General features: G+C 63.1%; 19 protein-coding genes. 14 read left to right on the forward strand and 5 right to left on the reverse strand.

Annotation, left to right across the window (positions count from 1 at the left end; translation table 11 throughout):
• Window positions 1–31: 31 nt before the first annotated feature.
• The 4 genes from KP010_RS20570 to KP010_RS20585 all read right to left on the reverse strand — a co-directional run bounded on the left by KP010_RS20570 (window position 32) and on the right by KP010_RS20585 (window position 4,185).
• Window positions 32–1,516 carry an IucA/IucC family protein gene (locus KP010_RS20570; RefSeq protein WP_216281573.1) on the reverse strand — a complete coding sequence of 495 codons (1,485 nt, stop codon included), beginning with the start codon at window positions 1,514–1,516 and terminating at the stop codon, window positions 32–34.
• 8 nt (window positions 1,517–1,524) lie between these two features.
• Entirely contained in the window at window positions 1,525–2,568 is a 1,044-nt protein-coding gene (gene sbnB / locus KP010_RS20575) for a 2,3-diaminopropionate biosynthesis protein SbnB (RefSeq protein ID WP_142862089.1), read from the reverse strand.
• A 43-nt stretch (window positions 2,569–2,611) separates the two neighbouring features.
• Window positions 2,612–3,628, reverse strand: coding sequence for a 2,3-diaminopropionate biosynthesis protein SbnA (sbnA, locus tag KP010_RS20580; protein ID WP_142862088.1), 1,017 nt, complete (start codon window positions 3,626–3,628; stop codon window positions 2,612–2,614).
• Between the two features lie 263 nt (window positions 3,629–3,891).
• On the reverse strand, window positions 3,892–4,185 hold the full coding sequence (locus KP010_RS20585) for a hypothetical protein (RefSeq protein ID WP_142862087.1): 294 nt from the start codon (window positions 4,183–4,185) through the stop codon (window positions 3,892–3,894).
• A 309-nt stretch (window positions 4,186–4,494) separates the two neighbouring features.
• Here KP010_RS20585 and KP010_RS22925 point away from each other — a divergent pair, with 309 nt between their 5' ends.
• Window positions 4,495–4,947 carry a hypothetical protein gene (locus KP010_RS22925; protein ID WP_246659756.1) on the forward strand — a complete coding sequence of 151 codons (453 nt, stop codon included), beginning with the start codon at window positions 4,495–4,497 and terminating at the stop codon, window positions 4,945–4,947.
• 41 nt (window positions 4,948–4,988) lie between these two features.
• Here the strand turns inward: KP010_RS22925 and gspD are convergent, their stop codons facing one another.
• Window positions 4,989–7,313, reverse strand: coding sequence for a type II secretion system secretin GspD (gspD, locus tag KP010_RS20595; RefSeq protein WP_246659755.1), 2,325 nt, complete (start codon window positions 7,311–7,313; stop codon window positions 4,989–4,991).
• A 183-nt stretch (window positions 7,314–7,496) separates the two neighbouring features.
• On the opposite strand from gspD, the gene KP010_RS20600 reads away from it, so the two are divergent.
• From KP010_RS20600 to KP010_RS20660, 13 genes are all read left to right on the forward strand, one after another.
• On the forward strand, window positions 7,497–9,167 hold the full coding sequence (locus KP010_RS20600; RefSeq protein WP_142862086.1) for a GspE/PulE family protein: 1,671 nt from the start codon (window positions 7,497–7,499) through the stop codon (window positions 9,165–9,167).
• Window positions 9,168–10,370 (forward strand): type II secretion system F family protein, encoded by a 1,203-nt coding sequence (locus KP010_RS20605; RefSeq protein WP_246659754.1) that lies wholly within the window; start codon window positions 9,168–9,170, stop codon window positions 10,368–10,370.
• The gene (gspG, locus tag KP010_RS20610; RefSeq protein ID WP_109027219.1) at window positions 10,367–10,831 is read left to right on the forward strand and encodes a type II secretion system major pseudopilin GspG; all 465 of its coding nucleotides are present in this window, start codon (window positions 10,367–10,369) and stop codon (window positions 10,829–10,831) included. Before KP010_RS20605 ends, gspG begins: the two co-directional genes overlap by 4 nt.
• Window positions 10,818–11,261, forward strand: a complete 444-nt coding sequence (locus KP010_RS20615; protein ID WP_142862085.1) for a prepilin-type N-terminal cleavage/methylation domain-containing protein — start codon at window positions 10,818–10,820, stop codon at window positions 11,259–11,261. Before gspG ends, KP010_RS20615 begins: the two co-directional genes overlap by 14 nt.
• The gene (locus KP010_RS20620; protein WP_142862084.1) at window positions 11,251–11,670 is read left to right on the forward strand and encodes a prepilin-type N-terminal cleavage/methylation domain-containing protein; all 420 of its coding nucleotides are present in this window, start codon (window positions 11,251–11,253) and stop codon (window positions 11,668–11,670) included. Before KP010_RS20615 ends, KP010_RS20620 begins: the two co-directional genes overlap by 11 nt.
• Window positions 11,671–11,683: 13 nt before the next feature.
• Complete coding sequence (locus KP010_RS20625) at window positions 11,684–12,463, forward strand: type II secretion system protein J (protein ID WP_185966435.1); 780 nt, start codon at window positions 11,684–11,686, stop codon at window positions 12,461–12,463.
• Window positions 12,460–13,359 carry a type II secretion system protein GspK gene (locus tag KP010_RS20630; protein ID WP_166143753.1) on the forward strand — a complete coding sequence of 300 codons (900 nt, stop codon included), beginning with the start codon at window positions 12,460–12,462 and terminating at the stop codon, window positions 13,357–13,359. The genes KP010_RS20625 and KP010_RS20630 overlap by 4 nt, the downstream gene beginning before the upstream one ends.
• 1 nt (window position 13,360) lies before the next feature.
• On the forward strand, window positions 13,361–14,407 hold the full coding sequence (locus tag KP010_RS23455; RefSeq protein WP_185966434.1) for a PilN domain-containing protein: 1,047 nt from the start codon (window positions 13,361–13,363) through the stop codon (window positions 14,405–14,407).
• Window positions 14,408–14,410: 3 nt separating this feature from the next.
• Entirely contained in the window at window positions 14,411–14,968 is a 558-nt protein-coding gene (gene gspM, locus KP010_RS20640) for a type II secretion system protein GspM (protein ID WP_109027213.1), read from the forward strand.
• 233 nt (window positions 14,969–15,201) lie between these two features.
• Window positions 15,202–15,441, forward strand: coding sequence for a hypothetical protein (locus KP010_RS20645; RefSeq protein WP_142862648.1), 240 nt, complete (start codon window positions 15,202–15,204; stop codon window positions 15,439–15,441).
• A 513-nt stretch (window positions 15,442–15,954) separates the two neighbouring features.
• On the forward strand, window positions 15,955–16,671 hold the full coding sequence (modA, locus tag KP010_RS20650; protein WP_185966471.1) for a molybdate ABC transporter substrate-binding protein: 717 nt from the start codon (window positions 15,955–15,957) through the stop codon (window positions 16,669–16,671).
• Window positions 16,672–17,096: 425 nt separating this feature from the next.
• Window positions 17,097–20,264, forward strand: a complete 3,168-nt coding sequence (locus tag KP010_RS20655; RefSeq protein ID WP_253203949.1) for an S-layer family protein — start codon at window positions 17,097–17,099, stop codon at window positions 20,262–20,264.
• A gap of 31 nt (window positions 20,265–20,295) precedes the next feature.
• On the forward strand, window positions 20,296–22,017 hold the full coding sequence (locus KP010_RS20660) for a ShlB/FhaC/HecB family hemolysin secretion/activation protein (protein WP_142862651.1): 1,722 nt from the start codon (window positions 20,296–20,298) through the stop codon (window positions 22,015–22,017).
• Window positions 22,018–22,313 lie beyond the last annotated feature (296 nt).

Genomic DNA, 22,313 nt, shown 5'->3' on the forward strand with positions numbered 1-22,313 from the left:
GTTCTCGGTGGAAAAACTCGTGCTGCCTGGGTCAGCTCTCAGTGGAAATCAACACTATCAGTTCCTCCGGGCTCTGAAGGAGCATGGTGGCCCGGCGCGGGTCCTTGATCAGATAGGCCGGCGGCTGAAGACCCACTCTTCTCAGCCATTCCGGCAGGCAACGCACTGTGTCGTGATCGCGCAGCAAGATTCTGACCGGCTGCCCTCGGATCAGCTCGATCAAAACATTCTGGCCATGCATCTCGGGGATGAATCCACACTGCAGCGCCTCGACGGCGAAGCCGACAACGAGCGTGAACAGCTCCTCGAGAAAGGCTTCGATGCTCACTCCGGACCGAAGTCCGAGGGCCTGTTCGATCGCCGGAGGCAGTCCAGCGCACGGCGCGACCGAAAAGCTCGCCAACGGAACGAATGTCGCGTCGTCGGCGAGGAGAGGAAAGTCACGGATTGCGCAACCGAGAACAGCGGAGCGCGGCGAGAAGACGTCGCGCGACGCTTCGTCGAACGTCCAAAACCGAGCTTCATCCGCGATCCGCACACGAGCGGCAATGGTCGGTCTGCGCGAGCTGGCCTCCTCCAGGAGGGCGGCCGCGAGCAAGCCGTTGTGGAGCGATTGCGCGCTCATGAGACGTCGTACGCCGAGCGTGTAGACGTCCAATGGAAGCTTGACATGGCGATGAGGAGTCGAAGCGATCGCGACCGTCCGCAACGACGACGTCGCGCTAACGAGGGGTCCGACGAAACCGAGAATGACGATCTCGCCCGAAGCAAGTTCGGGACCGAACTCCAAAGGCGCGGCGGCTTCCAAGTGCCAAGGGTGAACGGGAAATGCGATATGGGTCTCCGCGAGGCCGCATCGCGCCATTTCCTCCGTCAAGGCCTCCACCTGAGATGGAGCCAGGATGATATCCGCGGGCTCTCGTCGGTCCATAGCGGGAGACTTCCGGATATGGTCGCGTGACACGGCGCACCAACGCAGCGCGAATAGCCGTCCGAATTCCGCGCCATAGGTTTCGATCTCGTCTTTTTCCCAGCCCCCTCTGCCGCGCGCGAGAGGGTGGAAAGGCCTGTCGCGCCACGCGGCAAGTCTTTCCCATATCCAGCTGTTGTTCTTCTCGAGGGCGAGCTTGCAGTCTTCCTCGAGAAGAAGAGCGGCTCTCTCCAAAAGCTCGGAATTACGAATACTCTCGTCGAGCTGCCGCATCGTGCGATCGAGTGTAGCCAGGTCGAGATCTCTCAAAGCCGAAAGAAGGATCCACAACAGATCTTTCGCATCCAGCCGCGCGGCGCCTTCAGCGGACTCTGCGAAGACCGCCGATGGCCGAAGCTCCTCGCGCCAGCCGTCCCAATCGAGCGTAGCCGACAATTCGATCTCACCGAGACGCAAGCGGCCCGACACGCGGCCGTCTCGTGCTTCGGTTACAATTCGCGAGCGAAAACCTGCGATATCCTCTGTCCACAATAGCTCCAGCAGTTCTGTGAGCACAGGATCGGCGGCGGCGGGCGGCTGGCGCATGATCGACCTCAGAACAAGTCGAGCATTGTTCCGACGTCGCCTGCTTCGGCGCGTCGCAGGATCGCTCGCGCACAGACGATGTCGTCGATAGCCATCCCCATCGGGTTGAGCAGAATGATCTCTTCGCCGTTCTCGCGGCCCGGCTTGGAGCCGACGACGATCTCGCCGAGTTCGGCATACAGCTGCTGCCTCGAGAATGAGCCGGCCTCGACGAGCTGATTGATGATCTTTTTCTCGCGATTGGACTGATCCCAGTCGTCGACGACGACCTTATCCGCCCTCAGGAAGACGTCCCTTTCTGCATCCATGATGGAGACGTTGGCGAGGAATGCTCCGGGCGAAAGCCACTCGAATGGCAAGTACGGCCGATCGGTTACTGTGCAGGTAACCACCACATCCGCGCCTTCGATGGCGGCGCGAGGACGCTCGAAACGCACGAACTCTACTTCGGGAAACGCCGTCTGCGCCCATTGAACTCCCTCGCTGAGGTTTACGGCGTGGGCGTCGTGAAGACGGATCTCTCGAACGTATGGGAATTGCTCGCAGAACATCTCGATCTGCGTGCGTCCGATGGGGCCGCATCCGATGATCGCGACTCGACGAAATTGTTGCTTGGCGAGGTGGCGACAGGCTACGCCCGTCACCGCGGCGGTGCGTAGAGCGCTGATCCGACCCGCCTCCAGAATTGCGATCGGAAAATGCGTGTTGGCGTCGTTCAGGACGATAACCGCGCTGGCTCGTTCCATGGACCTGGCCGAGGGGTTGTCGTGCTTCGATCCGATCCATTTTATTCCGGCGATAGGATCGTCGCCGCCGATCCAGGCGGGCATGGCGATGATGCGGTCGGCGATATGGGAGGAACGGGGGCTGCGCAAGTAGGGCTTAAGCGGCTGCGCATAGTCACCTGCGGCGTGAAGTCGAAAGCCGTCTTCCACCGCCTGCATGTAGAGCCCCGAGTGATTTCCCCCGAGAGACGCGATGTCGGCGCGGGAGAGAAAACGCAACGCATGAGCGCTCGCCGGCGCATGCCGGACGATGTCGAAAGTGTTCATCGATGAAGACCTCAGGAAGGAAAAGATGCTTTTGGGTGTTCGGCTAAGACTGGGTGACGCTTTGCGGTCTGGATGTCTTGGCGAGAATTCTGTGAGAGTCGTGAAGAGGTCGCCGCGCACGCTCGTTCTCGGGCAACCAATTCGAATTATAGACAGTGTCGAGATAGCGCTCGCCGCGATCGGGCAGCACCGTGACGATGACGGCGTCGTGCGGGAGGCGGGGGACCATTTTTTCGATCGCTGCGATAATCGAGCCCGAGGAACCGCCCGCGAGCAGTCCCTCTTCACGAACGAGCCTATGACAACCCTGCATGGACTCCCAATCGGTCACATAGACGACCTCGTCGATCTCGCATGTGTCGAGCTGCTCGGGAACACGGCTGGCGCCGATGCCCGGAAGTCGTCTCTGTCCGCCCGGGGAGCCAAATATGACGGAGCCCACGACATCGACGGCAACGATACGAATAGCCGGCCATGCTTCCCGCAGTCGACGAGCCACTCCCATGATCGTTCCGCATGTGCTGACGCCGATGAAAGCGTGTGTCGGCTCGACTGGCATGTCTCGTACGACTTCCTCTCCAATGCCTTCGTAATGAGAGCGTCGATTGTCTGGATTGGCGTACTGATTCAGCCAGACTGCGTTCGGCAATTCGTCCAGAAGTCGACGCACGCGACGAATTCGTGATTGCAGATAGCCTCCTTCTACATCCTTCTCGTCGACGAACTCGATTTTGGCGCCATAAATCTCGATCAGCTCGCGGTTATTTTTCGTGACGTTCGGATCGATGACGGCCGTAAACTCTAGTTTCATTTGCCGTGCGATCATTGCGATCGCGATGGCAAGATTCCCAGAGGAACTCTCGACCAAATGAGTGCTGTTGGTGATTCTTCCGTCAGCGATCCCTTGCTGAATCATGAACGACGCCGGCCGATCCTTGATGCTGCCACCGGGGTTGAACATTTCCAGCTTGGCGAACAGCCTGATTTCCGCGCCACCGAAAGGGACCTCCAACTCCACGAGAGGCGTATCGCCGACGAAAGAATAGAGATTCGGAATCATTTTGGTGCTCCGTCTAACGGGTAAAATAGCAGTGTTAAATTCGGCTGAGTCGCCGGAACACTAACTCAGTGAGCTTTTAGCGAGCCATGAGGTTTCAATATTCTGAGCCAAAATTGGTTAGCAGGCGAATTTTGGCGAGCCGGGCGCTTGCAGTTGTTGAGTATCATCGATCTTGCCCGAGCATCGATCACGCGCCGAAGCCCGTCAATGCGTCAATGGCGTGATTGGAAGCATTATAGAAAGCAGTTTAGAAGTATTGCAGTTTAAATATGAGGAAGGGAAGCGGATGAAAGATCATATGGCGCCGGCGGTGTCGGTTTAGTGCTCGCGAATGTCGAGCGCGCCTTGCCGGCCGCAACGCTGCGCGCTTTCAACGTCTCGAGCAGCGTCGTCAGAGCCGGCGCGTTCGGCTCGACGACATATTTCGTGTGCTTGCGCGAGCCCGGGACTTGGACCGCGACAATCCATTTCTTCGAACTCGACTCCAATGCTCCGATCAGCGTGCTATCGTAATCCAGAGCGACGGCCACGGGCGCTTGATCCACAATCGGGCGCATCTTCGGGGCTCCTTTCGGTTCGAACGACAAACCGAAGCCTACCCCGTCTCAGCCATCGCTTGCCTCCGTAGGTCTGAGAGATGACCTCGGGCAGGGTCGAGTCCCACGCGCTTTGTCGGAGCATGGCGTCGGGCGGGCTGTGCCGCGCTCTTCTTGTGCGGCGGCGGCGAAGGACAGCTCTGTTCCGCTCTGTCTAGAAGAAGAATTATTACAAAGTAGATCGGCGAAACCTATAACTATTCCAAAAACAATACGGATTTCATTAACGAAATTACGTAGCACAGATTACGTACCTGAAGCAATTCCGAAATGTTCGACACCACCGGCACGCCGCCCGAGGCCGTGATGGTCGCCATCGAAGTTCCGCATGGCCCCATCGTGGAAAGCTTGATGGAGCGAGGTTTCCGCGTTCACGCCATCGATCCCAAGCAGCTCGATCGCTTCCGCGATCGCTTCTCGCTTTCGGACGGCATCCGATCGCGCGCGCCGTCGCCGATTATCGTCGCCGCTGCGCTCAAACCCGTGTCGTTGACAGCGCATAACGATCCCGTCGGCCGGCGCCAGGGAGTGAAACACGTCGAGACTTTCGGCCGAGAGGCGACTTCGCTGCTATTCGGCGACGCCCTCCTCGACGCGCTGGAGGTGCTCCGTGAGATTCATGCAAAGCGCCCGAGGAAATTTCCGGCGCATCCACCGACGGCGTTCAGAGCTGGCTCCGCTTTGGCGCATACTCGACAACCATTCGGCGTGGGGCGGGAATAGGGCGAACTCCGTATCCGGCAGGCATGTCGCGGCGTCGGACCTCACTTGCGAATTCGCGTCGTATCGTTACCGTTGACGACCAAAGGCGCGTTGCGCATCATGTCGAGGCGTGAGCGGAATTCCTCGGCGACTCCTTGCGCGTCGAGCGAGTCGCGAATAATGCGCGGCTTGATGAAGATGATGATTTCCGAGCGATCCTTGTTCTTGGTCGTGCTGCCGAAGAGATCGCCGAGATAGGTGAGATGCCGAAGGCCCGGAATGCCATCCTTGGTGTGGTTTTCCTGCTCGCTGATCAGGCCGCCGAGCAGAACTGTCTGCCCGCTTCGAACCGAGACCGTCGAATGGACGCGCCTCTGCGAGATGGTCGGGGTCAGGCTCGTATTCACCGGATTGGAGATTTCCTGCTCGACCTCGAGCTGGACGACGCCATCGGCATGCACATGCGGCCACACCTTTAGAATGACGCCGGTGTCGCGCATTTGGATCGAGTTGACGATGGTGTTGGAGGTCGACAGAACCGTCGCAGAGCCTGTCGAGATCGGGACTTCCTGGCCCACTTGCAGGAGCGCGGGTTGATTATCCGATACGACGAGCGAGGGCGAGGACAGCACTTTGACGCTGGTCAGCGTCGTCAACGCGTTCAGCACCACATGAGGCTGGGCCTCCGGTCCCAGCAGCAAATTGAAGCCCGGCAACACGCGTTGAAGGACGAGATTCGACACGACGTCCGTCGTAGAGGAGGAGGTCGACGACGAGGTCGCGGCCGCGGCGGTCGTCGCGTTCGTCAATGACCCATTGGCTCTCGAAGAACCGCCGAGATAATATTGTACGCCATATTGCAGAGCGTCGGTCAACGTCACTTCGGCGACCGTCGCTTCGATCGAAACCTGCAGCTGCGGCTTGTCGAGCGCGCGCAGCGACCGCTCGATGACGAGATAATCGTCTTGGCTCGAATAGACGACAATGGAATTATTGGCGCTGTCGGCCGTGATGCGCACATTTTGGAACACGCCCTTGGGCAACGATCCGGAGGCGCCGAGGCCATTGCTCTTTTCTTCGCTCTCGGCGTTTTTCTGTTCGGCGAAATTGCCGAAGGCCGCCGCGATCTGATTGCCTCGGCCGGAGCCGGCGGCGGACTGCTGGCTCGCGTTATTCTGCGAGCCGGCCGCCGATGCGCTCGCGTTTCCCGAGAAGCTGCTGCCGGTCGAAAGCTGGTCGAGCTTGGCTTGCGCCCCGCTGGTTCCGGGCGCGAGCTGGCTCGCAGCGGAATCGGTCGCCTGACCGGCCCCCTTGCCGACGAATATCTCGTTCAGGATCTTTGCGATGCGCGCCGCATTGCCATTGACGAGCTGATAGACGCGCACAGTCGATCCGCTCACGTCGGATCGATCGAGCCTCCGCAGCCATAGGGTCGCGCGTTCGAGAAGCTGGCGATTGCGGGTCACGATGAGGACGGCGTTCATCCGGGGCATGGGCTGAAAGGCGACCGTTCCGGCGCCCTGGCCGTTTTCGCCAGTGTCGAATATTCGCTCGAGCTCACGAATGATGTTGTCGGGAGAGGTGGATTTCAGCGGATATATGGCGACGGAGCGATTGCGCAGCCATTCGACGTCGAAGCTGGAGACCATGTCGACGACGGCTCGGCGCTCGCTCGACGTTCCGTGAACGAGAAGAAGATTGCGCGTCGCATCCGCGCGGATGGCGCCGGCGCGCGCAATAAAATTCTCCGCCGTTTTGGCGAGCGCAACAGCCGAAGTGTTATGCAAAGGGATGATTGTGACGCCATAGCCCGGTTGCACGGAACCGATTGTGGTCGGCCCCGCGCCATTGGCTTCCGGGAGCGGAACGATGCGAACGAGCCGGCCCTCGCGGAGCAGAGCGGCGTTGGACATGCGGATCACATTTTCGAATGTCGGCAGAATGTCTTTTTTCGGGATGGGTCCCGCGGAGACGATGGTGACCGCGCCATGGACGCGCGGATCGATGGTGAAGTCGAGGCCGAGCGCGTCGCCGAGCAGCGCTTTGGCGACCGTCTGAATTTCGGCCTGTTCGAAATTCATCTCTATTTCGTCGCCGCGCGAGGTCACGCCGGGCTCCGTCGGCGCCTCGCCCGGCGAGCGCTTTGGCGAAGCGTCCTCCGCGCCGGGATAGAGAACCGGCCGGGCGGCGCTCTTGTCGAGGCGGGAGCCGACGGAGGCGGTCGTCGGAAAATAGGCGGAGAAGTCTTTCATGCGGGCGACATCGACGCTGTCGCCGGGACCGATCCCCATCAATTGCTCGGAGGACGAGCAGGCCTGCAGCAAGAGCGCGATCAGGAACAGAAGCTTTCTCGGATGCGCTGTCGGAAACCGGAAAACACGAGCCACTCTACACACTCCGACACACTCACTATAGAGCTTTTATATATCGACGCGGGACTTGCGAAAGCGGCGACAAGCCTCATCTGGCAAGATCCGCGCCAATAATTTTCTTGCGTCTCTTTCTCGTTATGTATAGAGTCCACATGACGTTTACGCAAGAATCTTGCATTGGCTGGCGACGTGAATTCGATGTCCCGCGACGCGTTCTTGAAATATCTCGCTCATGAGGGCGGGCTTCGCGAGGCCGATGCGTTCGAGCCCGTCCGGCGCGCCAATGAGAGCGAGGCGTCCGCCGAATTCGATTGGGCGAGCGCGACGAAGCTATCGGCTTCGGCCTTCGCCGACGAGCTCGCGAAGTTCTATTCTTGCGAGCGTGTGACGCGCGGCGAGCTCGCCGGCGTGACATTCGGCGGCGCGCTCTTGTCGCCGCGCTTTCTCCGGGATGGACGCCTCTTTCCCTTCGTGCATGACGACGAGCTGGTTCTCGCTATCGCCGCGCCGCTCGAGGACGAGATGCGCTCGGCTATAGAGACCGCCCTCGGACGGAGCGTGCGCGTCGCGGTCGCGACGCCGGAGGAGATCGAGGCCGCGCTCGGCTCGGCGCAAAAGCCGCTGGCGACGGAGGCCGTAGAGACGGCGAGCGCCGAAGCCGCCTCCGACGATCTCGACGATCTTCGCGATCTCGCGCGCGGCGCGCCCGTGGTGCGCGCGCTCGATGATCTGCTGCGCCTCGCAGTCGAGCAGCGCGCCACCGATCTGCATATCGAGCCATTCGCCGGGGCGTTGCAGGCGCGCATACGCGTCGACGGCCTGTTGAAGCCCGCGCCCGCGCCGCCGGCGAGCATGGCCAAAGGCCTGCTGTCGCGCCTCAAAATCATGGCGGGCCTGAACATCACCGAGCGGCGCCTGCCGCAGGACGGGCGCGCGCGCATCGTGGTCGGCGGCGCGGAGATCGATCTGCGCGTCGCGACATCGCCCAATCTCTACGGCGAGGGGGCGGTCGTGCGCCTTCTGCGCAAGGGCGCCGGCGTCGTCGCGCTGAATGAGCTCGGCCTTTCGCGACGCGACGGCGACATACTGCGGCGAATGCTGCAGGCGCCTTTCGGCATGATCATCGTCACCGGGCCGACCGGCTCCGGCAAGACGACGACGCTCGCCGCGTCGCTTTCCGAGATCAACGAGCCGACTCGCAAGATTCTCACCGTCGAGGACCCTGTCGAATATCAAATCCCCGGGGTCAATCAGATGCAGGTCCATCCGGGGATAGGGCTGACCTTTGCGACTGCGCTGCGCTCCTTTCTGCGCCAGGACCCGGATGTGATCATGGTCGGCGAGATGCGCGATGCGGAAACGGCTCATATCGGCGTTCACGCGGCGCTCACCGGCCATCTTGTGCTGACGACCTTGCACACGAATACGGCGGCGGGCGCGATCACGCGCCTCATCGATATGGGCGTCGAGAGCTTTCTGCTCGCTTCCTGCGTCCGCGCCGTCGTCGGCCAGCGCCTTGTGCGCATCCTCTGCCCGGATTGCAAGGAGCCGCACGAGCTCACCGAGCCTGTCCTCGAAGCCGACGCGCGCTATTCGGCGCTCGGCTTCGGCGCCGGCGAGATTCTGCATCGGCCGAAAGGGTGCGAATGGTGCAATTTCACCGGGTTTCGCGGGCGCAAAGGCGTCTTCGAGGTCATCGAGGCTTCGGCCGCGCTGCGGGCCGCCATCGGGCCGAAAGTCGACGGTCATGAATTGGAGACTATCGCGAAAAGCGAGGGGATGACGTCCATGACGCAGGACGGCGTCGCCAAATGCCGCGCCGGCCTGACGACGATCGACGAAATTTTCCGCGTCACCATGAGTCTTTGAATGCCGCAGTTTCGTTATCGCGCAGTGACGCGAACGGGAGAAATGGTGGCTGGAGAGGTCGAAGCGGCGACCCGCGAAGACGTGTTGCGACGCATCGAATATCTCGGGCATCTGCCCATAGAGGCGGAGGTCGCGTCGGGAAAGAGGCGCGACGTCGCCTCCGCCGGAGGCCGTGCGCCGGCGCGCGACGTCACCATTTTTCTACGTCAACTGGCGCTGCTCGTCGGCGCAGGCCTCACGCTGGACGCGGCCCTGCAGACGCTGGCGGAAGATGCGAGCAAGCCTATTCAGGGCTTTGCGACAGCGCTGCGCTCGATGATCTCCTCGGGCGACAGCTTCGCGGAGGCGTTGGAGCGACATCCGCATATCATCGATCCCGCCTATGTCGCCATGGCGCGCGCAGGCGAAGCCTCCGGAAAGCTGCAAGCCGTGCTCGCGGCGATCGTCGAGGATCGTGTGCGGCGCGAGCTGCTCTCCGAGCGAGTCGGCTCGGCCATTCGCTATCCTCTTTTTCTCATCGGCGCGGCGCTGCTCGTGTTGTTTTTCTTCATGCTCTATGTCGTTCCGCAGTTCGAGCCCGTGTTTCACGATCTCGGCGATCGATTGAATGGGGGCGTCGCCTTCGTGCTCGCGGCCTCCGCCTGGCTGCACGCCAATCTCTATTCTTTTCTCGCCCTATGTGCGGCCTTCGCGCTCTCGCTGCTCTACGCCTTCTCGCAGCCGGGCGCGCGCGCCGCGGCGATCTCGGCGCTCGGGCGCGTTCCCGGCGTCGCCGGCCCTATGCAGGATTGGCGCACGACGCGCGTCATCGGAGCGCTCGGCCTTCTTCTGGGCAATGGCGTGCCCTTGCCGACGACATTGAAAATCCTGCGCGATGTCGTGGTCGAGCCACAATCGGCCGCGGCGATCGACAGGATTCACGAGCAGGTTCGCAGCGGCCGCCGCTTCGCCGACGCGCTCGCCGAAACGCGGCTGCTGCCTCCGCTCGCCGTCCGCATGTTGCGGATCGGCGAGGAGACCGGCGATCTGCCCGCGATCGCGGCCCATGCGACGCAATTCTACGAGCATCGGCTCGGGGTTGGGCTCGATCGGCTCATGGGCGCGATCGGCCCAGCGGCCATCGTCGTCGTCAGCGTCCTCGTCGGCGCTCTCGTCACCTCGATCATGAGCGCTCTTCTCAGCATAACGGAACTCGCCCAATGACACTCTCCCGCACGCCGCATCACGATCTCGGTCGCGTCCCCAATAGCGCGCGCGCCGGCTACACGCTCGTCGAAATGCTGGTGGTTCTCACGATCATCAGCCTCATCCTCGGCCTCGTCGGTCCGCGCGTGCTCAATTATCTCGGCGAATCCCGCGTGAAGACGGCGCGCCTGCAGATCGAGAGCTTCGCCTCGGCGCTCGATCTCTTCTACATCGACGTCGGACGTTATCCCGCCTCTTCCGAGGGGCTCGCCGCGCTCGTGCAACGGCCGAGCGGCGTGGACATTTGGAACGGTCCCTATGTGAAAGGCGGTCGCCTGCCCAATGATCCCTGGGGCAAGCCCTATCTGTATCGTTTCCCCGTCGATCACGTTCCGCCTTACGAAATCGTCTCGCTCGGCTCGGACGGGCAGGAGGGGGGTGTCGGCGCGGCGGCGGATATTTCCAATGTCGAACATTGAGCGGCGCGCCGGCTTCACGCTGGTCGAAATGATGGCGGTGATGATGATCGTCGCGCTGATCTCCGCTCTCGTCGTCACATGGACCTTCGGCTCGGGACGGCCGACGCTGAAAGCGGTCGCGCTCGAGGCGGCGGCGCTGCTGCGGCGAGAACGGCTCGGCGCCATGCTGAGCGGCCATCCCCGTCATATCGCGCTCGACGTCTCGACGCGGTCGCTGATCGGCGACAGCGGCGGAATAGTCGCCGTGCCTCGGGATGTGTCGCTCGCTCTCCTCGCTGCAGAGCAGACGAACGGCGATCTGCAGGGGGTCGCGCGTTTCGAGCCGGACGGCGCCTCGACAGGCGCGGTCCTCGCCTTCGCCAAAGAGCGCGCGCGCTATGAGGTGCGGGTCGATTGGTTCAGCGGAAGAGTATCCGTCGATGCGCCGTGACCACGCCCGCCGTCGCGCCGGCTTCACGCTCATCGAGGCGCTGGTCGCGCTCGCCCTGCTGACTGCTTTCGCCGCCGCGCTCGGCCCGCAGCTCTTTCAAGCGCGTGGGGCGCTCGCCAAGGGCAAAGGGCGCGTCGTGGCCGAGCAGCTGCTGCGGTCGCTCATCGCGGCGCCCTCGGACCGCGCCGGCCCTCCCGAGAGCCGGGAAGGAGAGAGCGGCGGTTATCGCTGGCGCATCGCCGTCGAGCCGATCTTTCTCGAGACGCCGAGCCTCCGGGACGCGACGCCGGTGAAAGAGGGCGCCGATGGGCGCAAATGGTCGGCCTATCGCGTGGAGGCGCGTGTCGCCTGGGGCTCTGGCGGTCAATCCGTCGCGGCGGAGACGATCCGTCTCGCGCTCGATCCGTAGCAGGGGAAGGGACATGCGAGGCAGGCCAGAGACAGGACGCCGCGCCGGCTTCACGCTCGTCGAGACGCTCGCGGCCCTCGCCGTGGCTTCGTCGATCATCGTCGGGGCGGCGGCGCTCACCCATCATGTCGCCGCTCATTTCGATCATGGCGCGCGCGGCGTGAACGACGCCGAGCGCTTCGCTCTCGCTATGGAGCGTCTGTCGCGGGATTTCGGCGCGGCGCGCCATGTGGCGCTGAAGCCGTCCGGCGCCATAGCGCCGCCGGCGCCCGCATTGCCCGGCGCGAATGGCAAAAAGCCGGAGACGCCGCCTCCTCTGGTCGCTTTCGATGGCGATAGCAAAAGCGTCGTCTTCGTGACGGCGAGCGCCATCGGCGCGCAGGCGGCGCTGGAGGAGGTCGTCACCCTCTCCGTCGAGCCCGCCGGCGAGAGTACGCGCCTCGTTCGTCGGCGCGCGCCTTGGCTCGGCCCGGACGTGGGGCTCGACCGGGGACAGGCGAAAGATGACGTCGTGCTGCTCGAGGGGCGTTTCGACATCTCCTTCGCTTATGCGCGCGTCGAGAAGGGCGTTGCGAGCTGGAAGGACGTCTGGCGAGGCGAGAGCGCGCCGCCGCGCCTCTTTCGCCTCGATCTGCGCGACGAGGAGACGGGCCAGCGCCTCGCTCCGGGAGCGGAGTTCCTGCTGCGCGCCGACGCGCCGGCCGACTGCGCGAGCGCCGAAGCGCAATGTCTCCCGGGGGCAAAGAAAGCGCCGGAGCCGCCGCCGCCACCGCTGGGACGGGCGCCGACATGAAGCCCGTGCGGAGCATCCGCCCGCGGCGGGGCGTCGTCCTCGTCGCCGTCTTGTGGACGATCGCGCTGCTCTCAGCGCTCGCCATGGCGGCCTCGGCCGGCCTGCGCAGCTTTGCGGGACTGCTGGCGGTCGACCGCGACCGCGTCCAGGCCGAGGCGCTGATCGCCGCGGGCATAGAGGCCGGCGCCGATCTGCTGATCAAATATCGCGGCCGGCCGCTGCTTCCGGCCGAGGCGCGCTTTTCGCTTCGGAGTGGCGAGGGGCGCGTACAGATCAGCGACGAGCTCGGCCGCATCGACATCAACAAGGCGCCGGTCGAGACGCTCGCTTCCCTGCTCGCCGGTCTCGGCGCGCCGGATGCGCAGGTTGCGGCGCTGGCGATCTCGCGGCGGCGCGAATCGACACAAGCGACGGCTGCAAAGGCGCAAAAGCCGGAATCCTCGGAAAGACGACGGTTCGACCAGATTTTCACCAATGTCGGACAATTGGCGCGGATTCCCGGCGTTCCGACCGAATATGCGCGTCTCGTCGCGCCTTATGTCACCGTCTTCGGGGAGACGACGGTGAACGCCGCGACAGCGCCGGCGGAAACGCTCCGGCTGCTGCCGCAAATGACGGAGGCGCGCATCGAGCGCCTGCTGAGCGCGCGCGCGGAGGGGGCGCTCCAGGCGCCCGATTACGAACGCATTCTCGGTCCCGCTGCGCGCTACGCGAAACCCGCCGATCACAGCGTCGCGCGGCTCGAGATCGCGGTCGCGCTCGCCGATGGTTTCGCCTCCGCGGCCGAGGCGATCATCGTCACGCTGCCGAAGGACAGCGAGCCGTACCGAATTCTCGCCTTTCGCCAATCGCCCCGGGCTTCGGCCTATGCCGGCGGCTTTTCGGAGACACGCTGAGGTGCCGAATTTCGCCCTTCTCTTCCGCTGGCTGGACGTGCTCGGGGGGCTCCTCACGCTCATCGCGGACAGGCGGCGCATTCGGAACATGTTGCGCGTCACATGCTCGGGCGATCGATTTCTGTTTCGCTCGGGCGCCGATCCCGACGCGCCGCCCCTCGCCGCCGCCGCGATCGGAGCGACTTTGCCGGAGGAGATCCTGCGACATGCGCGCGGCGGCTTCGTCCTGCTCGAATGGCCGCGCGAGACGACCGTCACGCGCACATTGGTCGCGCCGGCGCAGGCGCGCGAGTTTTTGGCCGGCATCGTCGCCAATCAGCTCGATCGGCTCTCGCCCTGGCCGGTCGGCCAGATATTGCACGGCCATAGAGCGACGCCGGAGGAGGCCGGACGCGTGACCGCGCGCGTGCTGATCGCGCGGAAAGCCGACATAGACGCCGCGCGCGCCGCGCTCGCCGAAATGGGGCTCTCGGTCGATCGCGTCGTCGGCGCCGCGGACGCGACCCACGAGCCCATCGTTTTCTGGACGAAGGGGGCGACGCAGAGCGATGCGGCGCAGCGTCGGCGCATCCGGCTCTGCGTCGGCGGCGGGATCGGCGCCTATGTCGCGCTCTGCGCGTTCATCGTGCTGGGAGCGTCGCTTTCCGCCAGCGCGCTCCAGGAAGAGGCGGCGGCACTGGCGGCGCGCGCCCATGCGCTGCAAAAGCGCGCCGACGCCGCCAAAAACCCGGCCGTCGTCGCCGCTCTGCAGCCCTCCGAGCGCGCTTGGATATGGAAAGAGACATCGACGCCGGCCGTCGTTCTCATCGACGCGCTCACGCGCGCCATTCCGGACGGCGCTTTTCTCGAGAGCCTCGGTCTGGAGGGCGGCAGGCTGCGCATATCCGGGCTCGCCGACGACGCGCCGCCGCTCATCGACGCTCTGGAAAAGACCGGACAATTCTTCGACGCGCATTTTTCTGCGCCGACGACGCGCGCTTCCGACGGCCGGCTGTTTCGCTTCGGCGTCGAAGCGCAGCTCGCCGCAGCCACGAAAAAGGGAAAATGATCCATGCGAATCGACTTCGACCTCGATCTCGATCGCGAACAGAGTCTCGCGCTCGGCGCGCTCGCCCTTCTCATGGCGTGCTGCGCCGCCGCCGCGGTCTTCGCCCTCGGTTCCTGGAGCGACGCCGCCGAGGAGGCGGCACAGCGGCGCGCCATTCTCGCGCAGGTGGAGGCGGCGCAAGGCCGCAGCGGCGTCCATGGCAAAGCCGCGATCGCGCCCGAGGCGGCCTTTTTCGCCGCGCCGACGCAAGGCCAGGCGAGCGCTCTGCTGCAGGCCCATCTCACGAGGCTCGTCGTCGCGCGGCATGTGAGCGTCACGACATCGGCCGCGCAACCGACGACGCGCGAGGATACGTCCGATGTCGTGCGGCTGCGAGCGACATTCGACATGGGTCTCGCACCCTTGCAGACGCTGCTCTACGAGCTCGAGACCGGCGTGCCTTATGTGTTCGTCGATACGCTCTCCGTTTCGCCGCTGCGCGGCGGCCAGCGGGGCCCCGAGCCATCGGCGTTGCGCGTCACGTTGGATCTGCGCGCTCTCTGGCGGAGGATTCGAATATGAGGGGGCTTTACCTCCTTGGCGCCTTGCTCGCCGCCGCTTGCGTCGCCGCCTCCGCCCAAGAAACAGGAGAGCGCGCTCGTCTCAACCCTTTGGCGCGCTTCGAGCCGGGGCAGCTGGCGGAGACGCTGCGACGGCCTTTGTTTTCGTCGAGTCGGCGTCCTCCCCCTCCGCCCACCGCGGCGCTCCGAGACGAGGCGCCGCCTCCGCCGCCGGAGCCTCCGCGACTCACTCTGATGGGCGTCGTGACCGATTGGAGCGGCGCGCGAGCGCTGGTGAAGACCGGGCCGCCGATTCGGATGCGCAGCTTGCGGAGAGACGACGAGATCGAAGGATGGCGTGTGGTCGAAATTGCGCCCCGGCGCGTGGTTTTCGGACGGGACGCGCGTCGTCATATCGTCGCATTGTTCGCATCGCCGGTTCGCCCGGCGATCGCATCTCCTTTACCCGATGCCTCGGCTTCCGAGGGCGATTGAGGGCGTCGGCTCGCAACAGCGGGTCAGAAGGCTACAATTGTATGAATAATATATTGCAGATCTGGATTCCGGCAAGGATAACTCCTGCCAGATAAATTGGCGATAGCCTATCTAAACGTCACACGACGCGCGTAAATAAGGCGATTTGCTTATGACTGCGGCCTGCCACCTTGTATCATCTTCACATTGCGAACAATCGGCGAGCTTGACAGGCAAAAAATCATAGGTAATATATCTACGACTCATAACGCATGTATATACAAGTTTTAAATGCGTATGAGCAAATATAATACTTCACACAATGGCGGCGAGCTGGGATGGCTGGCTTGTGTCGTGCCTTTTTACGAAGGGGTATGGGGTATGCAAAAATACAAAATGAAGGCTGTTCTGTCTGCGGCGGCGGTTGTCGTTTCACTTTTCTCGGGAGGGGCTTCGCCGGCGCTGGCTACGAATATCAACGTCTCTGCCGCAGCCAATTTCTGCGCTCCGCCGAATCCTAATGATCCGACTCCATTGGGAGATCTGATAACGGCGTTCCAGAACACCACTGGGTACACCGTCACTCTGGTCCAATGCGGCGCCACTGGCACGCTCGCGAATCAGATCACCAGCGGCAATAGCCTGAACGTCGATCTCTTTCTCGCCGCCAACAGCGCGACTCCCGCCAGCCTCGCCAGCGGCTATGGCGTCGGCAGCCCCTTCGTCTATGCGGTTGGCACGCTCGCCTTCTGGTCCAATACGCCCGGCGTGAACGTCAGCTCTGGCTACAACTCCAGCACCTATTCCAAGGTTGCGGTCGCCAATACCACCACCGCGCCCTATGGCACGGCCGCCTCCCAATTGCTCACGGGACGCTATGGTCTCACGGCCCCGCTCTCCAGCAATAGCCTCGTCAACATCTACTCGAACATCGATACGACTTTCCAGGCCGTCAAAAATCAGACTGAGACGGTCGGCTTCGTCGCGCTTTCGCAAATCTGTAAGAACGGGGCCTATCCGCCGAGCGGCTCCTCTGCGCTCGCCTATCCGCCGACGGACACCAGCGTGTCGCCGGTGATCTATAACTACGACCCGATCAACCAGTCGGGCCTTCGCATCGCTCGCAGCGCCCGGACCAGCGCAGAGGACACGGCGCTCAACGCCTTCGTCGCCTATTTGACGGATCACACGCTCTCGCCGCAGTCGCAGATGATCACGACCCTGCTGAACTATTGCTACGGCGTTCCGTGAGCAGGGCGGGCAGCTTCGCTGAACCGTGCTGAAACGAGCCGAAGACAAAGAGAATGCCGCCGCGGTTTTCCCGCGGCGGCATTTTTCGCATCCGCCCAATGCCGCCCCGCCAGCCGGAGTCCTCGATGCGACACCGGGTCGAAGGGCCAAAATCAGTGCGCAGGCGTTCTGCACCGAGATTAATCGTTATGCATCAAATTTATATTTAAATTCACAATAACTTGTCTATTTCGACGCCATCTCCCGCATTGACCGAAACCTGCGCCATTCGATAATGTAATAACAATACATAAACAAAATCGTCATGGGCAAAATGGGGCTGCTCGATGAACCACAAAGATTATAAAGTCTTATATCGCGCTGCCGCTGCTGGCTGCCCCTCGAGGCCAAATCGGCCGTCCATGTCGCAGTCGTCCCGTATGACAATGACGGCGATCGCGGCAATTCTCGCCCTGCCGAGCTTCGCGCTCGCCAATCCGACGGGGGGCGTCGTCGTCGATGGCGCGGCGACCATTTCCTCGACGCCCAACGTCACCAATGTCGTGCAATCGACCAATCGCGCCATCATCAATTGGCAGGGCTTTTCGATCGGCGCGGGTGAGACCGTCAATTTCCTACAGCCCACTGCGATGTCGGTGACGCTCAACCGCGTCGTCGGCAATGAGCAGAGCATCATCGCCGGCGCGCTCAACGCCAATGGCAAGGTGTTCATCATCAATTCCAATGGCATCATGTTCACCAAGGATGCGCAGGTGAATGTGGGCGGCCTCGTCGCGTCCACGCTCGACATCTCCAATTCCAATTTCATGGCCGGGAACTACACTTTCTCCGGCTCCTCCGCCGCCTCCGTCGTCAATAAGGGGACGATCAACGCCGTCGATGGCGGCTATGTCGCTCTGCTCGGCAAGGCGGTCGCCAACGAAGGGACGATCAACGCCAAATTGGGGACCATCGCGCTCGCTTCCGGCGATGCGATCACGCTCAATTTCAGCGGTGATTCGCTGCTCGATGTGACGATCGACAAGGGAACCTACGACGCTCTGGTCGAGAACAAAGGGCTGATCAAGGCCGACGGCGGCAATGTGGTGATGACCGCCAAGGCGGCCGATGCGGTTCTATCGGCGCAGGTGAACAATAGCGGAATCATCCAGGCGCGCACGCTCGCCGATCTCACCGGCGGCTCCTCATCCACGGGAAGCGTGAAGATCGGCAAGATCAAGCTGCTGGCCCAGGGCGGGAGGACCAAGGTGTCCGGCACGCTCGACGCTTCCGCGCCCAATGGAGGCAAGGGCGGAACGATCGAGACCTCGGGCGACAAGGTGACGATCGCCGATGGGACGCTCGTCACCACGGCGGCCGCCTTCGGAGAGACCGGGACTTGGACCATCGATCCGGACGGCTTCACCATCGGGACGAACGGCGACATCACCGGGGCGCTGCTCGGCAGCCTGCTCGCCAGCAATAATATCACCCTCTGGTCGACGAGCGGCGGCGGAACGGGCGGCGATCTCAATGTCAACAGCGCGGTGAGCTGGTCGGGCAACACGATACTGACGCTGAATGCGACCAACAACATCAATATCAATTCCTCGATCACCGCGACCGGCGCGAACGCCGGGCTCGTCCTCAACTATGGCAATTACGCTTCGACCGGCAGCGCCGCCTCTGGGACGAATTACAGCATCAACACCGCCAATGGCGCTTCGGTGACGTTGAGCGGCGCCGTTGCGAGCCTGAAGATCAATGGCGACGCCTATAGTTTGATCCACAGCATGAGCGATCTCGCCGCCATCGACGGCGGCCCGGGCTATTATGCGCTGGCGCAGAATTTGGATGCGTCCGGAACGACCTATGCGAGCGCGATCGTCCCGACATTGGCCGGCACGCTCGCCGGCCTCGGCCATACGGTCGCCAATCTGACGATCAACGATAGCGCCGGAAATGGCGGCATCGGGCTGATCGGAACGCTCGGCTCGGGGACGAACTCCACTGCCGCAATTCGCGATATCGGGCTCGTCGGCGCCAGCATCACGGGCTCGACTTCGAGCATCCGAGTCGCTTCGCTCGTCGCGTTAAATTGGGGCAGGATCACAAACGCCTATGCGTCGAATTTGACGATCAACGGCCTCCACGTCGTGGGCGGACTTGTAGCGGTGAATTGGGGCACGGGGGTGATCGACAACTCCTATGTCACGGGAACTTTGACGACGCCCGTCGCCACGATCCCCGCGAATGAAATCGGCGGGCTGGTCGGATCGGATCTCGGCGTCATCACCAACTCCCATACCAATGTGGCGATCACAATATTGGGTAGAGCCTCCAATGTCGGCGGCCTCGTCGGGCAGAGCTATGGCGGCAAAATTTCAGATTCCTACGCCACCGGAGATTTGAACGCCAATGACACGACCGCTATCGGCGGCCTGATCGGTCAGGCTACGAATAATGGGCCCAATATCAACACGATCACCAACTCCTACGCCACCGGCAATGTGACGGTGAATTGGACGAACGCCACGCAGACGAATGGTGGCGGAATCGGCGGGCTCGTCGGCGGCGAACAGGGTGGAGCGATCACGAATAGCTGGGCGTCCGGAAACGTGACCGTCCATGCGCCCGACAGCACCTATGGGGTGAACAATGTCGGCGGGCTGGTCGGCGGGCTGTCGGGCGTCAACAACCTCGCCCTCGTCGGCGGCAAGGTCGTCGTCGTCTCCACCACTGTCGCCACCATCACCGGCTCGCACGCGTCCGGAAATGTGAGCGCCGGCGTCAATAGCGTGAGCGTCGGAGGTCTTGTCGGAAGCGCCGGCCTGAGCAGCATCTCCAATTCCTCCGCCAGCGGCAATGTGACCGGTCTCACCGATGTCGGAGGATTGGTCGGCAGTAATGGCGGCAGCCTCTCCAATGTATCCGCCACAGGCAATGTGACAGCGACGAGCCCGCGCGGAGGGGTCGGCGGCCTCGTCGGCCGCAATAGCGGCGCGATAGACGGAGCTTTTGCGAGTGGCGATGTTTCCGGCGGCCGCAATGCGGGAGCCCTGGTCGGGGAAAACACGGACACCGTTCAGAACACAGGAACGCTGATCGGCTCGGTCGCGAATTCTTCGGCGACCGGCAGCGTGTCGGGTGGCGGTTTGATCGGACAAAATTTCGGCACGCGAGGCGCGATCGCGAATAATTCCTATCGTGACGTGAAGGCGGAGGCGCGCGCCGCCGCGCAGCTCGCCGCGACGCAGCGGACGGCCGCTGCGGCCGGCAATGTGATCTCCAATGCCGCGGAGGTCGCCGCGACGAAGCCACAGAATGCGGCGGCATCGACCGCCGCCGGCAAATCCGCCGTCGCCTCGGCCAACGCCTCGGCGAATATCGATGATAATCTGACTGGCCAGGAGTCGACGCAGACGCAGCTTCCAGCCGCGCGCGCGCGTGCGCGCCATGCCTCCTCGGCGAACGCAGGCGGCGCGCGCAGGGCCCAGGCCCCTTCGCCCGGCGCCCATTATCGCGCCCGCATTCGCAGCATAGAGATCGACGGCCAGCATTTCGATCTCGGAACAGACGGCAAGAACTCCGCGCCCGCCCCGAAGGCCCAATAAGACGCACGGGACCAGAAAGGTTTATCCTCAGATGAATTTCCGCTGTCTGCTCCTCTCCTGCGTCGCTGCGCCGGCGCTTCTCCTCGCTGCGCCGCAGGCCTTCGCGCAGAGCGCGCCGACGCCGATCCTGCCTTACAATATCGGCGACGCCGTGCGTCAGGCCGAGGAAGCGCGGCCCGCGCCGCCGCGGCAGAGCGCGCCCACGCTGCCGCAAATCGCCGAGCCGCGCTTCACCCTCGCCAGCAAGGAGACGCTCTTCGTCAAACATTTTGTCGTCGAAGGGCCGCTGCTCGTCCAAGAATCCGAGCTGCGTGAAATTCTCGCGCCCTATGAAGGCCGCAAGCTCACGCTCGGCGACATCTACGGCGCCGCGGACAAGGTCACTCTGCTCTATCGCGCCAAGGGCTTTCTGGTCGCCAAGGCCTATGTGCCGGCACAGGATGCGCGCAGCGGATCGTTGAAGATCAAGCTCGTCGTCGGCAAATATGGCAGCGTGCTCGTCGAGAACTCCTCGGCCGTCGACGCGGGCTTTCTGCAAGGCGTCGTCGACACGGCGCTCGCGGATGAAGCGCTCATTCATAAAGACGCGTTGGAGCGCGCGCTGCTGCTCGTCTCCGATCTGCCCGGCGCCGGCGCGCCGCGCATCGTGGTCTCGCCCGGCAAGAGCCAAGAGACATCCGATTTTCAATTCGCCGTGCCGGAAGGAAAGCGCGTCGCAGGCTATCTCTTGGGCGATAATTTCGGTTCGCCCTATACGGGCCGCGATCGTTTGAATGGCGGCTTCGTCATCAACTCGCCGCTCGGCTTCGGCGATCGTCTCTCCGGCTCGGCGATCGTCTCCGAGCGCGCCGCGCTCGCCAATGGCCGCGTCGCATATTCGTTTCCGCTCGGCTATGACGGATTGCGTGCGGAAGTCGGCGCCTATCGCACCACTTACGCGCTCGGCGGCGCCTATAAGGATTTGGACGCCACCGGCAGCGCCTACGCCATCACCGGCACGCTGAACTATGCGCTGGTGCGCCAGCGCGAGGAGAGCATCTCGCTATGGGCGAATTTCACCCATAAATGGCTGGACGACAGGATCGCAGGAACCTCGACATCGGAGCGCAAGATCGCGCTCGGCACTATTGGCGTGACGCGCGAGACCGCGCAGGAGCTGCTCGGCCTGCCGCTGGCGACGAGCGCGATGCTGTCTTTCACCTCCGGCTACGTCGATTATCCCGATGTGACGCAGAGAACGCAAAACAGCGCCAGCGTCGATACGGTGGGCAATTTCCATCGCATCAATCTCGCCGTGAGTGCGACCGTGGCGTTCGACGAAAAATTCTCGCTGTCGACCTATCTGCGCGCGCAAAAGGCGCTCGACGGCAATCTCGACACCAGCGAGCAATTCAGTCTCGGCGGCTTTTGGGGTGTGCGCTCCTTCGACGAAGGCCTCGCAGGCGACAGCGGCTATTTCGTCACGCCGGAGCTGAAATATGCGCTGCCGCAGATCGAGAATTACCGCCATGCGCTGGGCGTCTTCACCGATATCGGCGCGGTGTGGCTGGAGAATGGCTCCTACACGACGACGCAGCGCAGCTATACGGGAGTGAACGATGTCGGCGTCGGCTATTACGCGACCTATGACATCGGCGGCGGCAGCCTGCTGGTGCTGAAAGCGCAAGCCGCGCACACTTACGGAACGAATAGCGGCGCGACGGCTTATGACCGGCATACGAAGGGGCTGTTGCAGGTCGGATTCACCTTCTGAGCTTTGCGCAACAGCAAATTCGCCGGAGCTTTGTCGATTGTCGCGTCAGAGCTTCCCGCGGCGTCGATCGCGGAGCCGGCGGGGACATTTCCAGGCTCGTTCGATTGGCGAAGCTCGAAGGCGCGGCCTTCGAGCTTCCCGCGATCGGAACTCCGCCGGCAGCGCGACGAGCAAATAGCGTGGGAGTCGAGGCGTCAACGCATATCGGTCGATGAAGCCGGGCGCGCCGCAGAAGCAAATCTCATCGAAGTTCGGATCGGGGCCGAACGAAGAACTTACCCGACGACAGAAACTTT

Origin of the sequence: Methylosinus sp. KRF6, from assembly GCF_018887255.1 — a bacterium.
GTDB classification, from domain to species: Bacteria; Pseudomonadota; Alphaproteobacteria; order Rhizobiales; family Beijerinckiaceae; genus Methylosinus; species Methylosinus sporium.

What these genes read in the sequence shown, in the direction of transcription:
- KP010_RS20570 (WP_216281573.1), bottom strand. Translation starts at nt 1,516, where the DNA reads ATGCGCCAGCCGCCCGCCGCCGCCGATCCTGTGCTCACAGAACTGCTG.
- sbnB (WP_142862089.1), bottom strand. Translation starts at nt 2,568, where the DNA reads ATGAACACTTTCGACATCGTCCGGCATGCGCCGGCGAGCGCTCATGCG.
- sbnA (WP_142862088.1), bottom strand. Translation starts at nt 3,628, where the DNA reads ATGATTCCGAATCTCTATTCTTTCGTCGGCGATACGCCTCTCGTGGAG.
- KP010_RS20585 (WP_142862087.1), bottom strand. Translation starts at nt 4,185, where the DNA reads ATGCGCCCGATTGTGGATCAAGCGCCCGTGGCCGTCGCTCTGGATTAC.
- KP010_RS22925 (WP_246659756.1), top strand. Translation starts at nt 4,495, where the DNA reads ATGTTCGACACCACCGGCACGCCGCCCGAGGCCGTGATGGTCGCCATC.
- KP010_RS20600 (WP_142862086.1), top strand. Translation starts at nt 7,497, where the DNA reads ATGTCCCGCGACGCGTTCTTGAAATATCTCGCTCATGAGGGCGGGCTT.
- KP010_RS20605 (WP_246659754.1), top strand. Translation starts at nt 9,168, where the DNA reads ATGCCGCAGTTTCGTTATCGCGCAGTGACGCGAACGGGAGAAATGGTG.
- gspG (WP_109027219.1), top strand. Translation starts at nt 10,367, where the DNA reads ATGACACTCTCCCGCACGCCGCATCACGATCTCGGTCGCGTCCCCAAT.
- KP010_RS20615 (WP_142862085.1), top strand. Translation starts at nt 10,818, where the DNA reads ATGTCGAACATTGAGCGGCGCGCCGGCTTCACGCTGGTCGAAATGATG.
- KP010_RS20620 (WP_142862084.1), top strand. Translation starts at nt 11,251, where the DNA reads ATGCGCCGTGACCACGCCCGCCGTCGCGCCGGCTTCACGCTCATCGAG.
- KP010_RS20625 (WP_185966435.1), top strand. Translation starts at nt 11,684, where the DNA reads ATGCGAGGCAGGCCAGAGACAGGACGCCGCGCCGGCTTCACGCTCGTC.
- KP010_RS20630 (WP_166143753.1), top strand. Translation starts at nt 12,460, where the DNA reads ATGAAGCCCGTGCGGAGCATCCGCCCGCGGCGGGGCGTCGTCCTCGTC.
- gspM (WP_109027213.1), top strand. Translation starts at nt 14,411, where the DNA reads ATGCGAATCGACTTCGACCTCGATCTCGATCGCGAACAGAGTCTCGCG.
- KP010_RS20645 (WP_142862648.1), top strand. Translation starts at nt 15,202, where the DNA reads ATGGGCGTCGTGACCGATTGGAGCGGCGCGCGAGCGCTGGTGAAGACC.
- KP010_RS20655 (WP_253203949.1), top strand. Translation starts at nt 17,097, where the DNA reads ATGACGGCGATCGCGGCAATTCTCGCCCTGCCGAGCTTCGCGCTCGCC.
- KP010_RS20660 (WP_142862651.1), top strand. Translation starts at nt 20,296, where the DNA reads ATGAATTTCCGCTGTCTGCTCCTCTCCTGCGTCGCTGCGCCGGCGCTT.